We start from the raw sequence: 14,812 nt of genomic DNA, 5'->3' as shown, positions 1-14,812 counted from the left end.
GGGGCGGTGGGAATTGCCTTTCGCCGCGGGAAGCGACGCGCCGGACGGGAAGACTAGTCTTCCTTCGGCGTGATGACCTGACGACCCTTGTACATGCCGGTCTTCAGATCGATGTGGTGCGGACGCTTCAGTTCGCCGGTTTCCTTGTCTTCGACGAAGGAGTTGGCGCCCAGGGCGTGGTGCGAGCGCCGCATGTTGCGCCGCGACGGGGATACTTTGCGTTTCGGAACGGCCATGGGAGGATCTCGCAGGCGTGGAAAATAGAGACGGCGGCCGAACGACCGGCCGCCGACGTGAGCGCGGGTGTATGCCCCAAACCCTGCTCCGTTTCAAGCGTCGCCCGAAAACAGCTTCACGAGCCGCTTCGGCGCCACATTGGACCAGGCCAATTTCAGCAGCAAAGCCAAGGTGTCGACGTCGGTTTTCTCAAACCAGACATAGGTCCAGCCGTGCTGGGGATACCATTCGGCCTCGACGACGATCCCCGGATGGCCGGCGACCAGGTTGAGCTGATCCTCCCGATCCAGCTTCAAGACGATTCGCGGCCGATCCAGGTGGACCGTGCAGTAGATCTTCTTGTTCACCCGGAACGACGGGATGCCGTGATGGTCGGCCTCGTAGCCCTCCGGCAGGGCGAGCGCCAGGCGGCGGACATCGTCTCGGGTGAGCATACCGCGAGCCTGGCCCAGAACTCCCGCCTAGACCAGCCGGCTCCGCTCCTTGGCCGCGCCGATGAAACTGGCGAACAGCGGGTGCGGGTCGAACGGCCGGCTCTTCAGCTCGGGGTGGAACTGCACGCCGACGAACCAGGGATGGTCTGCCCGCTCGCAGATCTCCGGCAGGACCCCGTCGGGCGACAGGCCCGAGAACGCGAGGCCGGTGCGTTCGATGGCGTCGCGGTACTCGATATTGACCTCGTAGCGGTGCCTGTGGCGCTCGCTGATGGCGAGGCCGCCATAGATCTCGGCGACCTTGGAGCCGGGCGACAGGACCGCCTCATAGGCCCCCAGGCGCATGGTGCCGCCCAGGGCGTCGCCCTCCTTGCGGACCTCACGCTCGTTGCCCCGGGTCCATTCGGTCATCAGTCCGACAATGGGCTCCGATGTCGGGCCGAACTCGGTGGACGAGGCGTGCTTGATGCCAGCCAAATTCCGGGCGGCCTCGATCATGGCCATCTGCATGCCGAAACAGACGCCGAAATACGGCACCTCATGCTCGCGGGCGAACTGGACGGCGCGGATCATCCCTTCAGATCCGCGCTCCCCGAATGCGCCGGGGACCAGAACGGCATGCACGCCGGTCAGGCGCTCGGAGATCAGGCCCTCCTCCCGTTCGAAGGCCTCGCCCTCGATCCAGTCGAACTTGACCCGGACATTGTTGGCCACGCCACCATGGATCAGCGCCTCGACCAGCGACTTATAGGCGTCGGTCAGGCCGGTATATTTGCCGACGATGGCGACGTTCACCTCGCCGTCGGGATTGGTGAGCGTGTCGGAAATCGCCTGCCAGCGGGTCAGGTCGGGAGCCGGCGCGGTCTCGCTCATGCCGAACACGTCCAGCACTTCGCGGTCCAGGCCCTGGGCGTGGTAGTCCAGCGGTACGTGATAGATGTTGGTGCTGTCCATCGCCTGGATCACGGCGCTTTCGCGGACATTGCAGAACAGGCCGATCTTGCGCCGCTCGCTCGCCGGGATGGGCTGTTCGCAGCGGCATAGCAGTATGTCGGGCTGGATGCCGATGGACCGCAGCTCCTTCACCGAATGCTGGGTCGGCTTGGTTTTCATCTCGCCGGCCGTCTTGATGTAAGGCAGCAGGGTCAGGTGGATGTAGCAGGCGTGGCCGCGCGGCAATTCCTGGCCGAGCTGGCGGATCGCCTCGAAGAACGGCAGGCCCTCGATGTCGCCGACCGTGCCGCCGATCTCGACCAGCACGAAGTCGACGCCCTCACCGGGATCGGACAGCACGAAGTTGCGGATCTCGTCAGTGACGTGGGGGATCACCTGGACGGTGGCGCCCAGATAGTCGCCGCGCCGCTCCTTCTCGATGATGGTCTTGTAGATCTGGCCGGTGGTTATGTTGTCGGCCTTGGTGGCGTTGACCCCGGTGAAGCGCTCGTAGTGACCCAGGTCCAGGTCGGTCTCGGCGCCGTCGTCGGTCACGAAGACCTCGCCGTGCTGATAGGGGCTCATGGTCCCCGGATCGACGTTCAGATAGGGGTCGAGCTTACGCAGGCGGACGCCGTAGCCGCGCGCTTGCAGCAAGGCGCCGAGGGCGGCGGACGCGAGACCTTTTCCCAAGGAGGAGACCACGCCGCCGGTGATGAAAATGTACCGGGTCATGGGCGTTCAGGTTAGCTCTGATTCGGAGCCGGCGCCCCGTTCTGATTCGCATTGAGCTGTGGATCGCGCAGCTTCGGTTTGCGGCATGTTGGTCAATACATGGCTTGAGGGCCGCTTTCGCGGCCCTTGGGATGGTTTCACGATCACGCTGAACTCAGGGGTTGGACGGCGGCGGCGCGGTCGCGGGCGCGGCCGGTTGCGGCTCCTCGCCGGCGAAGGGATTGCGCACGGTGGGGGTGGGCGCGGTCAGCGGCGCGGGCGCGTCGGTGGACTGGGTCGGCGCCTGTGGGACCGGGGCGGCGGCGGGCGGCTGGTTGAGACTGTTGGGATCGATGGCGTCGATCTTCAGGCGGTCGACGACGGAGGAGGCGCCGCGTTCACGGCCGGCCATCAGGGTGAGGACCAGGCTGAGCACGAAGAAGATGCTGCCCAGGATCCAGGTGATGCGGGTGAGCAGGTCGCCCGCGCCGCGCGCGCTCATGAATCCGGTGGGTCCGCCCCCCATGCCGAGCGCGCCGCCTTCGGAGCGCTGCAGCAGCACCACGCCGATGAGCGAGATGCAGACGATGATGTGGATGGTGAGCAGAATGCCGAGCAGCATGACATGGTCCGATGCGTTCGGGCGGTCGCCCGCGCCGAAATGAAGCGCGCGCTCTACCACTGGGAAGATCGCAAGGCCATAGCTAGGGCGTCGCAGTTGCCGGGCAAGGCCATGATTCTCGAAACCGAACGCCTCAGTCTCCGGCCCCTGGAGGCCGCCGACGCCGAACTGCTGTTCCCGATCCTCAGCGATCCGGAAGTCATGGCCCACTGGGATGTGCCCGAGATCGACGATCCCGACGTGGTGCGCGAGGTGGTCGAGGGTCAGGTCGCCGACGTCGAGGCCGAGCGCGCCCTCCACTGGACCATCTGGACCCTGGAGGAAGCCGAGTTCCTGGGGGCCTGCGATCTCTCCGACATCGACCGCCGCCACAAGCGCGCCGAGATCGGTTTCATGCTGGGCCGCGGCGCCTGGGGCCAGGGCTATGCGCTGGAGGCCATGCGCGCGGTGATCGCCTTCGCCGCATCCTCGGGCTTCCGGCGGCTGAGCGCGCGGACCCACCTGGGCAACCGGCGCTCCGACGCCCTGCTCGTGAAACTGGGGTTCAACGAGGAAGGCTTGCTGCGCGGTCACGTGCTGCGCGATGGCGAACGCCGCGACTGCCGTCTGTTCGGCCTCTTGCTTTGAGGCGGGAAAGCCCGATCTGAGGCCCATGACCCAAAATCCGATCACCCTCGCTGGCTTCGACCACATCGTCCTGCGGATCCGGGACAAGGCGGCGATGGTCGCCTTCTATTCGGATGTCCTGGGCGCCAGCGTCGATTGGGACCGCCCCGAGCTCGGCCTGACCCACCTGCGTATCGGCGACGACCTCATCGACCTGGTGACCATCGACGGGCGACTCGGATCGATGGGTGGGGCCGCGCCGGGCGTCGAAGGCCGGAACCTCGACCACTTCTGCCTGCGCGTGCGCCCCTTCGACGAGGCGGCCATACGGGCGTACCTGGCGGCCCACGGCGTCAAGGTCGTCGACGAGGGCGAGCGCTACGGCGCTGACGGCGACGGGTTCTCGCTCTACCTGCAGGATCCTGAGGGCAATACGGTCGAGCTCAAGGGACCGAGCGTCTAGAGCGCCCGGATGATCGCCAGGAAGTCCTCGGCCTTCAGGGACGCGCCGCCGACCAGGGCGCCGCCGACCTCGGCCGCGTGAAGGATTTCCGCGGCGTTCGAGGGCTTCACCGAACCGCCATAGAGAATCGCCGGGGTCTTGCCGTGGTCGCCGAACATCTCGACCAGGGTGGCGCGGATGGCCACATGGACCTCCTCGATCTCGGCCGTCGAGGGCGTCAGGCCGGTGCCGATGGCCCAGACCGGCTCATAGGCCACGGAGAAGGCCTTGCCCGCCAGCTCGGCCGGCAGGGAGCCCCTCACCTGCCCGGTGACGATTTGCAGGGCCTTGCCGGCCTTGCGTTCGTCCAGGGTCTCCCCGACGCAGACGATGGGCTCGAGGCCCGCCGTCAGGGCGGCGGAGGTCTTCGCGGCGACGAGGGCGTCGGTCTCGCCATAGCCCGCGCGGCGCTCGGAGTGGCCGAGGATCACCAGGCTCGCTCCCGCGTCGGCCAGCATGGCCGCGGAGACATCGCCCGTGAAGGCGCCGGAGGTCTCTGCCCGGCAGTCCTGGCCGCCGACCAGCACCTTGGTGTCCTTGAGCGCCGCGGCGGCGCGGTCCGTCAGGGTCGCTGGCGGACAGATCGCCACTCGCGTCGTCGTCTCGCCCAGCCCGGCGGCCGTCGCGAGGGCCTCGGCCAGCGAGGCTGCGACCCCGTTCATCTTCCAATTGCCGGCGATCAGGGGGGTGGGAGCGGTCATCTGGGCCTCGTTTGCGGTGCTGCGAGGCGCGTTAAGCCATGCCGCTCTTTCTGTCACGCGCTTGCGGGGGGGAAGCCGCCTCCACTATACCCCCGTTTCCACGGCTCATGCCGAACAGGCTCAGGTTAGGTCAAATGCTCGCCGCCACACGCAGATTCGCGAAATCCTGGGTCGCCGCCGTGCTGATCGGCCTGCTGGTCGTCAGCTTCGCGATCTTCGGCATCAACGACGTGTTCAAGGGCAATTTCTCGAACGACGTTATCACCGCGGGCTCGCGCGGCGTCAGCGCCGCCGACTTCAAGCGGGAATTCGACCAGTTCCGCAAGAACGCCGAGCAGGAGATGGGCCAGCCGGTCACCGTCGAGATGGCGGTCGAGAATCGCGTGGACGCCCGAGTCCTCGAGGAGCTCGCCTCGCGGGAAGCGTTCGGGGAGCTGCTCTACAAGGCCGGCATCCGTCCGTCGGACGGCCTGATGGAGAAGGAGATCCGCAAGATCCAGGCCTTCTTCAATCCGATCTCCGGCGCCTTCGACAAGGCCCTCTACCAGCAGCGGCTGAACGAGGCCGGCCTGACTCCCGAAAAGTTCGACACCATCATGCGCGACGAGATCGCCCAGTCGCACGCCATCTCGGCCATGGTGAACGGACTGCGCGTGCCGCGCGCCTACACCGCGCTTGGCGCGGTCTACTCGCTGGAAGCCAGGGACGTGGGCTACTTCCCGATCGATCCGCGCAGCGTCGAGCAGCCGAAGCTGCCCACCGACGCCCAGCTCACAGCCTTCATGAAGCAGAACGAAGCCCAGCTCACCCGGCCCGAGCTGCGCATCCTGACCGTGGTCGCCTTCAGCCCGGCGATGATCCAGGGCGTGCTGCCGATCGACGAGGCCGAGGTCCAGAAGCGCTTTGAATTCCGCAAGGACACCCTGGCCAAGGCCGAGACCCGCTCGCTGATCCAGATTCCCGCCAAGGACGCCGCCGCGGCCAGGACCATCGCCGCGCGCCTGGCCAAGGGCGAGGACGCCGGGGCCATCGCCAAGTCCCTGGGCGTCGAGGCCATCACCTATGTCGACAAGCCGCGCACCGCGGTCGCCGATCCGCGCGTGGGCCAGGCCGCCTTCGCCCTCAAGGCCGGCGAGGTTTCCGGCCCGATCCAGGGCGCGCTCGGCTTCGCGGTGATCAGGGTCGACAAGATCACGCCCGGCCAGACCGTGACGCTGGACCAGATCCGCCCGCAGATCGAGGCCGAGCTGCGCAAGGACGCCGCATCCGAGAAGGTCTACGCCCTGAGCCAGGCCTATGAGGACGCCCGCGCCGAGGGCGCCAACCTGCCGGACGCCGCCAAGAAGGCCGGCGTGCCGGCCATGACCGTGGGTCCGGTCACCGCCCAGGGCACGGGCGCGCAAGGCCAGCCCGTGCCGGGCCTGACGCCGAAGATCCTGGAGGCCGCCTTCGGCCTGCCGGCCGGCGGCGAGAGCGACATCCAGGAGATCGGCAATGGCGAGTATTTCGCCGTCCGCGTCGACCGGGTCATCCCCAAGTCCATGCCGCCCCTGGCCGAGATCAAGCCGCAACTCATCCGCGTCTGGATGATGCAGGAGCTGGTCAAGCGCATGCAGGCCAAGGCCGACACCTTCGTCGCGCGCCTGAACAAGGGCGAGACCCTGGAGGCGGTCGCCACCGCCGCCGGGTCCAAGGTCGCCCGCGTGGTCGGCCTGGATCGGCAGAACGCCGGCCAGTCCCAGGCCTTGTCGCGCGACGCCCTGATGAAGGCGTTCGGCGCCAAGCCGGGCGAGGTCTTCGTCGCCCAGGACCCGCGCTTCGGCCTGGTGGTCGCCAAGCTCGAAGGCGTCCGCGCCCCGCCGCCGGCCAACCTCGCCCGGATCACCGAGGAGACCCGGCCGCAGATGACCATGGGCCTGTTCCGCGAGGTCGGTGAAACCGCCCGCCGTGCGGCCCGCGAAGAGGTGAAGGTCAAGATCTATCCCGACAAGGCGCGCGCGGCCCTCGGCCTCCCGCCCCTGGAAAAGGACAGCAAGGCCGGTGGCGCCGGCAAGGCGGAGAAGAGCAAGTGACCATTGAACCTGCGTTTGCGGACTTTGAGGCGAAATATGCTCAAGGCGCGCCGCAGGTAGTCTGGACCCGGCTCATCGACGACCTGGAGACCCCGGTCTCCGCCTATCTGAAGATCGCCCACGGACGGCCCTACGCCTTCCTGTTCGAGAGCGTCGAGGGCGGCGCGCACCGGGGCCGCTATTCGGTGATCGCCATGAAGCCCGACCTCGTCTGGAGGTGCCGGGGCGACAAGGCCGAGATCGCCGTCGGGCCCGACATCGAGACCGGCCGCTTCCAGTCGCAGGCCGGCGGAGCTCTGGATTCGCTGCGCGACCTGGTGGCGCGCTCGCGGTTGGACCTGCCCGAGGGCCTGCCCCCCATGTCGGCGGGGGTGTTCGGGGCCATCGGCTACGACATGATCCGGCTGGTCGAGCGCCTGCCCAACGTCAATCCCGACCCTCTGGACCTGCCCGACGGCCTGATGACCCGGCCGTCCATGGTGGCGATCTTCGACGCAATCGCCCAGGAGATCGTGCTGGTCACCACGGTGCGCCCCTCGGAGATCACCGCCAAGGCCGCCTACGAAGACGCCAAGGCTCGCCTGGCCGAGGTGATGGCCGACCTGCGGGGCTCGGCCCCGCCCCTGGCCGGCGACGGCGTGGCTCAGCCGGACAGGTTCACCACCCCCGTGAGCCGTGAGGACTATCACCGCATCGTGGCGCGGGCGAAGGACTACATCCTGGCCGGGGACATCTTCCAGGTCGTGCCCAGCCACCGGTTCCGCGCACCCTTCGCCCTGGACCCGTTCGCCCTCTACCGGTCGCTGCGGCGGACCAACCCCTCGCCGTTCCTGTTCTATCTGAACTTCGGGGACTTCCAGCTCGCGGGCTCGTCCCCTGAGATCCTAGTGCGCCTGCGCGACGGCAAGATCACCATCCGGCCCATCGCCGGCACCCGCCCCCGCGGCGCGACGCCGGAGGAGGATCGCCGGCTCGAAGCCGAGCTGATCGCCGACCCGAAGGAGCGGGCCGAGCACTTGATGCTGCTGGACCTGGGCCGCAACGACGTGGGCCGGGTCGCCATGCTGAAGAGCTCAGGCGCCAACGAGCCCCCCCAACCCTCGCGCGGCCCGCGCGTGCGGGTCACCGGATCGTTCTTCGTCGAGCGCTACAGCCACGTCATGCACCTGGTCTCCAATGTCGAGGGCGACGCGCCCGAGGGGCTGGACCCCGTCGACGTGCTGATGGCCGCCCTCCCCGCCGGTACGCTCTCGGGCGCGCCCAAGGTGCGGGCCATGGAGATCATCGACGAGCTGGAGATCGAGAAGCGCGGCATCGCCTATGCCGGGGCGGTCGGCTATTTCGGCGCTGACGGCTCGGTGGACACCTGCATCGTCCTGCGCACCGCCTGCTTCAAGGACGGGACCATGTACGTCCAGGCCGGCGGCGGGGTGGTCGCCGACAGCGACCCCGACGCCGAGTATGACGAGACCCTGCACAAGGCCCGAGCCCTGCGGCAGGCGGCCCAAGAAGCCTGGCGCTTCGTCTAGCGCGCCTTCTGCACGATGTGCGTCGTGGTCACCGGTGGGGCCAGGATCATGGCGGTGGCGAGCGCCAGGGCCGTCGAGGCGGCGAAGGCCGCGGCGATCAGGGCGGGCCAGACGCGCTCCTGGGCCTCGGGGCCGGCCAGCAACCGCCGGGCTCTGGCGATCATCACGGCGTCGAGGGCGGAATCGGGGGGCGGCATGGCCACAGCATCCCGCCAAGTTCGCGTCTCCGCAATGCGGGCTCTTGGCGCAGGCCCGGCCCCGGCCTAGAGAACCCCTATGATCCTGGTGATCGATAACTACGACAGCTTCACCTACAACCTGGTTCACTATCTGAACGAGCTGGGCGCGGAGACGCTTGTCTATCGCAACGACGCCCTGAGCGTTCAGGAGGCGCTCGGCCTTCATCCGCAGGGCGTGCTGCTATCACCCGGACCCTGCACGCCCAACGAGGCGGGCATCTGCCTGCCGCTGCTGCGCGCGGCGCCGGCGGACCTGCCGATCCTGGGCGTCTGCCTGGGCCACCAGGCCATCGGCCAGGCCTATGGCGGCGACGTGGTCCGCGCCAAGCAGGTGATGCACGGCAAGACCAGCGCCATCAGCCACACCGGCAAGGGGATCTTCAAGGGCGTGCCCAACCCCTTCACGGCGACCCGCTATCACAGCCTGTCGGTGGACCGCGACACCCTGCCCGCCGAGCTGGAGGTCACCGCCTGGACCGAGGACGGCGAGATCATGGGCTTCGCCCACCGCACCCGGCCAGTCCACGGCGTGCAGTTCCACCCTGAATCCATCGCCACCGAGGGCGGCCATTTGATGTTGGCCAACTTCCTGGAACTTGCCGGCGTCACGCCCCTGGAAGTCGCCTAGCGACATGTCAGACGCCTTCAAGCCGTTGCTGGGCCGCCTGGCCGATGGCGGGACGCTCACTGAGGACGACGCCGGAGAGTTCTTCGCGGCCTGCCTGCGCGGCGAGCCGACGCCGGCCCAAGTCGCCGCCGCCGTGACCGCCATGCGGATGCGCGGTGAGACGATCGGCGAGATCACCGCCTGCGCGCGCGCCATGCGCAAGGCCGCGGTGCATCTGGAATTGCCCTACGAGACCATGGACGTCTGCGGCACCGGCGGCGACGGCCTGCACACGCTGAACATCTCCACCGCCGTGGGCTTCGTGGTGGCCGGCGGCGGGATCAAGGTCGCCAAGCACGGCAACCGGGCCCTGTCGTCCAAGTCGGGCGCGGCCGATGTCCTGGGAGAGCTGGGCGTCAACATCTCCGCCTCGGCGATCCGCCAGCGCCAGGCCCTCGACGAGGCCGGCATCTGCTTCATGTTCGCCCAGGCGCATCATGGCGCCATGCGCCACGTCTCTCCGATCCGAGCCGAGCTGGGCTTCCGGACCATCTTCAACCTGCTGGGGCCGCTGACCAATCCGGCCGGGGCGCAACGGCAGGTCATGGGCGTGTTCGCAGATCGCTGGGTCGAGCCCCTGGCCCGCGTGCTGGGCGCCCTCGGCTCCACCCGCGCCTGGGTCGTCCACGGCGGCGGCATGGACGAGATGACCACCACGGGCGAGACCAGCGTGGCCGAGTTCCGCGACGGCCAGGTGCGGCTGTTCACCGTCACGCCCGAGGCCGTCGGCCTGCCCCGCTCGGCCCTGGCCGACCTCACAGGCGGATCGCCGGCCGAGAACGCCGCGGCCCTGAGCCACCTGCTGGACGGGGCCAAGGGCCCCTATCGCGACATCGTGCTGCTGAACGCCGCCGCGGCCTTCCTGGTCGGCGACCAGGTCGAGACCCTCCGCGACGGGGTTGAGCTGGCCGCCCAGGTCATCGATGACGGCCGGGCCAAGGCGACGCTCGCCAAGCTGGTCGCCGTCACCAACGTCCCATGAGCGACATCCTCGACAAGATCGCCGCCTACAAGCGCGACGAGGTCGCCGACCGCAAAGGCCGCCGCTCACCCGCCGACCTCGAGGCCGCCGCCAAGGCCGCCTCCCCGCCCCGCGGCTTCCGCGCCGCCCTCGAGCGCCATCACCGCCCGGGCCGCCTGGCCCTGATCGCCGAGATCAAGAAAGCCTCGCCGTCCAAGGGGCTGATCCGCGCGGACTTCGATCCACCGGCCCTGGCCCAGGCCTATGAGGCCGGCGGCGCGGCGTGCCTGTCGGTTCTCACCGACACCCCGAGCTTTCAGGGCGCCGACAGTTTTCTGACCGCCGCCCGCGACGCCGTGGCCCTGCCCGCCCTGCGCAAGGAGTTCCTGGTCGATCCCTGGCAGGTTGCGGAGTCCCGCGGCCTGGGCGCCGACGCCATCCTGGTGATCCTGGCCATGGTCGACGATGCGATGGCCGCCGACCTTATCTCGGAAGCCGCGCGGCTGGGCATGGACGCCCTGGTCGAGGTGCACGACGAGGCCGAGATGGCCCGGGCGGGAAAGCTGGGCGCCGACCTGGTGGGGGTCAATAACCGCGACCTGCGCACCTTCACCGTCGACCTGGCCATCACCGAACGGCTGGCCGCCGGTGCGCCTGCCGGCGCCCTGCTGGTCACCGAGAGCGGCCTCTTCACGCCAGCCGACGCCGCGCGGCTGGAGCGAGCCGGCGCTCGAGCCATGCTGGTGGGCGAGAGCCTGATGCGGCAGGCCGACGTCGCCGCAGCCACAAAGGCCCTGCTCGCTTGATCGGCGCGCGCCGCCGCGTCGGCGCGGCCAAGGCCCGGCAGGTGGGCAAGGCCCTGATCGCGCAGGGCGGCTGGGTCTTCCTGGTCAACGACACCCACGACTTTCTCAGTTGGCAGTTCGGCCTGAAGCGCTGGGCCCGCTCTGAACGCGACCGCGTCGCCGCCATTCTGGCCGAGCGCCAGAGGCTGATCGGGTCGGCGCCCTATCTGATGTTCATCAGCCCGGAAAAGAGCGTCGCCTATCGCGAATATCTGCCGCTCGGCCTGGACCGGCTGACGCTCTCGCGCCATCGCCCGGCCATCCTCATGACCGCCATGGCGCCCAAGGACGTGCGCTACGTGGCTGAGGCCTTCGACCGCCTGAAGCGCTTCGGTCTGCTCTATTTCCGCGGTGACACCCATGTGAACTGGCTGGGCGCCTACCACCTTTACCGTATCGCCATCGAGGCCGTGCGCGAGGCCGGCATCGCCACCCATCCCCCCAAGACCTATGGCGAGATGCGCTCCTGGATCGCGGGCATGGAGGGTGACGTCTATGTCCAGATCGACGAGGCCCAGAAGGACGAGTTCGAGGCCGAGGCCAAGCTCGGCCGGGCGCGCGGGACCATGCTGGAGCTGACCATCGCGCTCTCGGTCCGCGACGATGAGGTCAAGGCGCGCACGGTCGAGGTCCCCCACGACTACGCTGAAATCTTCGACGGCCGCGAGCTGATCATCAAGGAACAGGACGACAAGAGCCTGCCGACCGCCGTGGTGTTCCGCGACTCCACCGCCACCCTCAGTATCGACTTCCTGGCCGAGCACTTCTCTCGCTCGGTCTATGTCTGGCACGAGGGCGACGTGCTCGCCGACTTCATCGAGCGCGAGCGCCCCGACGTGGTTCTCCACTTCGTGGCCGAGCGATTCCTGGCCGTCTACCCCGCGAGCCGGCCCCTGAGTCGCCTGCCGCGGATTGCGTCCTGACGGGTTCTCGGAAAGGCCTGAAATTTCAACGGCGAAGCCGGTAACTTGACATTAACCAGGAACACCTAGAGAACATTACCAACGTTTGCGCTTTGTTCTCCAAGGGCTCGACTGCCATGCTCACCCGTAAACAGCACGAACTGCTCATGTTCATCCATGAGCGGATCAAGGAAAGCGGAGTTTCGCCTTCCTTCGACGAGATGAAGGAGGCGCTCGATCTGGCGTCCAAGTCCGGCATCCATCGGCTGATCACCGCGCTCGAGGAGCGCGGCTTCCTGCGCCGCCTGCCCCATCGGGCCCGGGCGCTGGAGGTGGTGAAGTTGCCGCAGCAGGCGACCACCACGGCCCCGCCCAAGGGCCGCTCCCCCTTCAAGCCGCAGCTGGTGGAGGCCGGTCAGGCCGCGCCGATGGTGGCCAACGACACCCGCGACCTGCCGGTCCTGGGCAAGATCGCGGCCGGCACGCCCATCGAGGCGATCCAGCAGGAACGCGACCGCCTTCCCGTTCCCGAAGTCATGCTGGGCGCGGGCGAGCACTTCGTCCTCGAGGTCCAGGGCGACTCGATGATCAACGCCGGCATCCTCGACGGCGACTATGTGGTGATCCGCAAGACCGACGCGGCCAATTCCGGCGATATCGTCGTAGCCTTGGTCATGGGCGAGGAAGCCACCTTGAAGCGACTGCGCCGCAAGGGCGCCTCCATCGCCCTGGAGGCCTCCAACCCTGCCTATGAGACCCGGATCTTCGGTCCAGACCAGATCCAGGTCCAGGGCCGTCTGGTCGGCCTCATCCGCCGCTACCACTGACCGTCCAGGGGCGCTGGCCGCGCAGGTCCTGCGCCCAGACGATCCGCCAGCCGCCCGGCTCCCGATAGAGCTCGGCCGAGCCGCCGCGCGCGAAATCGGCTGCGGTGAGCGTCAGGGCGCCTGGGCATGGCGCGGCCTCGCCGCGCACCACCACCACCTCGGCCCAATCGCAGAACAACGGCAGCTTGCGCTCGATTGTCGACGCCCGTCGGGTCATGATCGCCGCCACCCTTGGCGTCTCGACACCAGGGCGCGGCGCGCAGGACCAGCGGTCGCAGTCATAGCTGGCGTCGCGGATCGTCAGGCCCTCTTCCGGGACCGACAGGCCGCGGCGCCGCGCCCAGAGTTCGGCGGCGAACAGCTTGGCGTCAGGACGGAACAACACCGCATCGTCGCCGGCCCGCACGGCCACGGTCGAGCCGTCGGCGGCGATCCAGGCGTCCGGCGCCGGCGGCCGGGGATAGATCGCCACCGCCAGGGCAAATGGCAGGCCCAGCCAACGTAGCGGCCCCTTGCATAGACACAGCCACAGTATGCCCAGGAAGGCGGCCGCCAGGGTCCAACCCGGCGCGCTGGCGACGGTGAGCTGGGCCCCGGGCAGACCCGCCGCGGTCGCCGCGATCCGGTTCATGGTGTCGATGGCCACGTCCGCTGCGGCCAGGGGGAGCGCGCCCAGGCCCAGCGGCGCCAGGACCGCGCCAATGGCCAAGGCCGGCATCATCAGGAATGACGAGATCGGCGCCACCAGCAGGTTGGCGACGAGGCCGAAGGTGGCGACCCGGTTGAAGTGCTGCATGGCGAAGGGGCCGGTGGCCAGGCCGGCCACGAAGCTCGCCCCCAGGCTGGCCGCCGTCCAGACCCCGATCCCCTGGACGAGGCGGATCGGCCAGGGGGTGTTGATTTCCTTGGGAACCCGCGGCCAAGCCTCGGCCAGGGCCACCAGGGCGGCGGTGGCGGCGAAGGACATCTGGAAGCCCGGCTCCGAAACCGCCTCCGGATGCAGGATCAGTATGCCCAGGGCCGCGATCGCCAGGGTTCGCAGGCTGATCGCCTGACGATCGACGAGGATGGCGCCGAAGGCCGCCGCCGCGGTGATCGCCGCCCGTTCCGCCGGGCTGGGCGCGCCTGACAGCACCAGATAGGTGAGCACCGCGGCGAGGCCGGCCAGGGCCGCGGTCTTCTTCGACGAGATGCGCAGCACCGCCCAAGGCCAGGCGGCGATCAAAAGGCGCACCAGGGCGAACGTGAAGCCGCCGACGATGGCCATGTGCAGGCCGGAGATCGAGACGATGTGGGCCAGGCCCGCCGCGCGGAGGGCCTCGACCTGTTCCTTGGGTATGAAGGCCTCGTGGCCGGTGACCATGGCGGCCGCCAGCCCGCCGCTCTCCACGCCCATCTCGTCGACGATCTGCTTGGCCAGCGACCAGCGCGCCGCGTTGATCCTCATTTCCCAGGCCAGCCGCCACGGCGGCCGTTCGGCGGTCGCGATCTCGCGGACCGGGGTCAGGGCGAAACCCACCCCGCCGATGCCGTCGAAAAATGCGTCGCGGGCGAAATCGTAGGAGCCGGGGCTGGCGGGCGGCGGCGGGGCGTTCAGCATGCCGCGCAGTCGGATGGCGGCCCCCGGGGCCGGCAGGACGCCGTCGTCCTTCAAGGTGACCCGCACGCGAATCGGAGTGGCCTCGGGTTCCAGGCGGCCGACCCGGATCGGGGCCAGCAACAGGCGCGGCCCGCCCTGCCCGGGACTCGCCACGTCGACCACGAAGGCCTCAAGGCTCACCACGCCCGCCCCGGCTGGCGCTATGGGCGCTCGGACGGCCTGGGTGCGCAGCTTCGCCGCCGCAAATCCCCCCGATCCGAAGGCCAACAGGACCAGACCGACCGTGAGAACCCGGTGCGGGCTCCATCGGGTCGCGGCGAGAAGCCCGGCAGAGAAGGCCAGGGCCAGCAACGCTGTCAGGGTCAAGGGTTCGGCCGGCAAGGCGAGATAGATCGCCGCCCCGATCCCGAAGGCCACAGGC

16 protein-coding genes are annotated in these 14,812 nt (G+C 68.9%); 9 read left to right on the top strand and 7 right to left on the bottom strand.

What is annotated here, in order from left to right:
- Nucleotides 1–53: 53 nt before the first annotated feature.
- From rpmF to secG, 4 genes are all read right to left on the bottom strand, one after another.
- Complete coding sequence (gene rpmF, locus M9M90_RS10665; RefSeq protein ID WP_254833223.1) at nucleotides 54–236, bottom strand: 50S ribosomal protein L32; 183 nt, start codon at nucleotides 234–236, stop codon at nucleotides 54–56.
- A gap of 93 nt (nucleotides 237–329) precedes the next feature.
- Nucleotides 330–671, bottom strand: coding sequence for an MmcQ/YjbR family DNA-binding protein (locus M9M90_RS10660; protein WP_254833222.1), 342 nt, complete (start codon nucleotides 669–671; stop codon nucleotides 330–332).
- A 27-nt stretch (nucleotides 672–698) separates the two neighbouring features.
- Nucleotides 699–2,339 (bottom strand): CTP synthase, encoded by a 1,641-nt coding sequence (locus M9M90_RS10655; RefSeq protein ID WP_254833221.1) that lies wholly within the window; start codon nucleotides 2,337–2,339, stop codon nucleotides 699–701.
- 154 nt (nucleotides 2,340–2,493) lie between these two features.
- On the bottom strand, nucleotides 2,494–2,940 hold the full coding sequence (gene secG / locus M9M90_RS10650; protein ID WP_254833220.1) for a preprotein translocase subunit SecG: 447 nt from the start codon (nucleotides 2,938–2,940) through the stop codon (nucleotides 2,494–2,496).
- Between the two features lie 39 nt (nucleotides 2,941–2,979).
- On the opposite strand from secG, the gene M9M90_RS10645 reads away from it, so the two are divergent.
- Together M9M90_RS10645 and M9M90_RS10640 are read left to right on the top strand one after the other, a co-directional pair.
- On the top strand, nucleotides 2,980–3,567 hold the full coding sequence (locus M9M90_RS10645) for a GNAT family N-acetyltransferase (RefSeq protein ID WP_254833219.1): 588 nt from the start codon (nucleotides 2,980–2,982) through the stop codon (nucleotides 3,565–3,567).
- 25 nt (nucleotides 3,568–3,592) lie between these two features.
- Entirely contained in the window at nucleotides 3,593–4,009 is a 417-nt protein-coding gene (locus M9M90_RS10640; protein ID WP_254833218.1) for a VOC family protein, read from the top strand.
- Here the strand turns inward: M9M90_RS10640 and tpiA are convergent.
- Complete coding sequence (gene tpiA, locus M9M90_RS10635) at nucleotides 4,006–4,749, bottom strand: triose-phosphate isomerase (protein ID WP_254833217.1); 744 nt, start codon at nucleotides 4,747–4,749, stop codon at nucleotides 4,006–4,008. The genes M9M90_RS10640 and tpiA overlap by 4 nt on opposite strands.
- 134 nt (nucleotides 4,750–4,883) lie before the next feature.
- On the opposite strand from tpiA, the gene M9M90_RS10630 reads away from it, so the two are divergent.
- Both M9M90_RS10630 and trpE read left to right on the top strand, forming a co-directional pair.
- Complete coding sequence (locus tag M9M90_RS10630) at nucleotides 4,884–6,821, top strand: peptidyl-prolyl cis-trans isomerase (RefSeq protein ID WP_254833216.1); 1,938 nt, start codon at nucleotides 4,884–4,886, stop codon at nucleotides 6,819–6,821.
- A complete protein-coding gene (gene trpE / locus M9M90_RS10625) occupies nucleotides 6,818–8,350 on the top strand; it encodes an anthranilate synthase component I (protein ID WP_254833215.1) in 1,533 nt (510 codons plus the stop codon). The genes M9M90_RS10630 and trpE overlap by 4 nt, the downstream gene beginning before the upstream one ends.
- Here trpE and M9M90_RS10620 read toward each other — a convergent pair.
- Nucleotides 8,347–8,547 carry a hypothetical protein gene (locus tag M9M90_RS10620; protein ID WP_254833214.1) on the bottom strand — a complete coding sequence of 67 codons (201 nt, stop codon included), beginning with the start codon at nucleotides 8,545–8,547 and terminating at the stop codon, nucleotides 8,347–8,349. The genes trpE and M9M90_RS10620 overlap by 4 nt on opposite strands.
- A 79-nt stretch (nucleotides 8,548–8,626) precedes the next feature.
- On the opposite strand from M9M90_RS10620, the gene M9M90_RS10615 reads away from it, so the two are divergent.
- The 5 genes from M9M90_RS10615 to lexA all read left to right on the top strand — a co-directional run bounded on the left by M9M90_RS10615 (nucleotide 8,627) and on the right by lexA (nucleotide 12,791).
- Nucleotides 8,627–9,217 carry an aminodeoxychorismate/anthranilate synthase component II gene (locus M9M90_RS10615; RefSeq protein WP_254833213.1) on the top strand — a complete coding sequence of 197 codons (591 nt, stop codon included), beginning with the start codon at nucleotides 8,627–8,629 and terminating at the stop codon, nucleotides 9,215–9,217.
- A gap of 4 nt (nucleotides 9,218–9,221) precedes the next feature.
- Complete coding sequence (gene trpD / locus M9M90_RS10610; RefSeq protein WP_254833212.1) at nucleotides 9,222–10,238, top strand: anthranilate phosphoribosyltransferase; 1,017 nt, start codon at nucleotides 9,222–9,224, stop codon at nucleotides 10,236–10,238.
- Nucleotides 10,235–11,023: an indole-3-glycerol phosphate synthase TrpC gene (gene trpC / locus M9M90_RS10605; RefSeq protein ID WP_254833211.1), complete on the top strand. Its 789-nt coding sequence runs from the start codon at nucleotides 10,235–10,237 to the stop codon at nucleotides 11,021–11,023. The genes trpD and trpC overlap by 4 nt, the downstream gene beginning before the upstream one ends.
- Nucleotides 11,020–11,985: a hypothetical protein gene (locus M9M90_RS10600; RefSeq protein WP_254833210.1), complete on the top strand. Its 966-nt coding sequence runs from the start codon at nucleotides 11,020–11,022 to the stop codon at nucleotides 11,983–11,985. The genes trpC and M9M90_RS10600 overlap by 4 nt, the downstream gene beginning before the upstream one ends.
- A 116-nt stretch (nucleotides 11,986–12,101) precedes the next feature.
- Nucleotides 12,102–12,791, top strand: coding sequence for a transcriptional repressor LexA (gene lexA, locus M9M90_RS10595; protein WP_254833209.1), 690 nt, complete (start codon nucleotides 12,102–12,104; stop codon nucleotides 12,789–12,791).
- Here lexA and M9M90_RS10590 read toward each other — a convergent pair.
- Nucleotides 12,772–14,808, bottom strand: coding sequence for a ComEC/Rec2 family competence protein (locus tag M9M90_RS10590; protein WP_254833208.1), 2,037 nt, complete (start codon nucleotides 14,806–14,808; stop codon nucleotides 12,772–12,774). The genes lexA and M9M90_RS10590 overlap by 20 nt on opposite strands.
- Nucleotides 14,809–14,812 lie beyond the last annotated feature (4 nt).

Origin of the sequence: Phenylobacterium sp. LH3H17 (genome assembly GCF_024298925.1) — a bacterium.
Taxonomy (GTDB): domain Bacteria; phylum Pseudomonadota; class Alphaproteobacteria; order Caulobacterales; family Caulobacteraceae; genus Phenylobacterium.
This window is presented reverse-complemented; position numbering and strand designations above follow the sequence as displayed.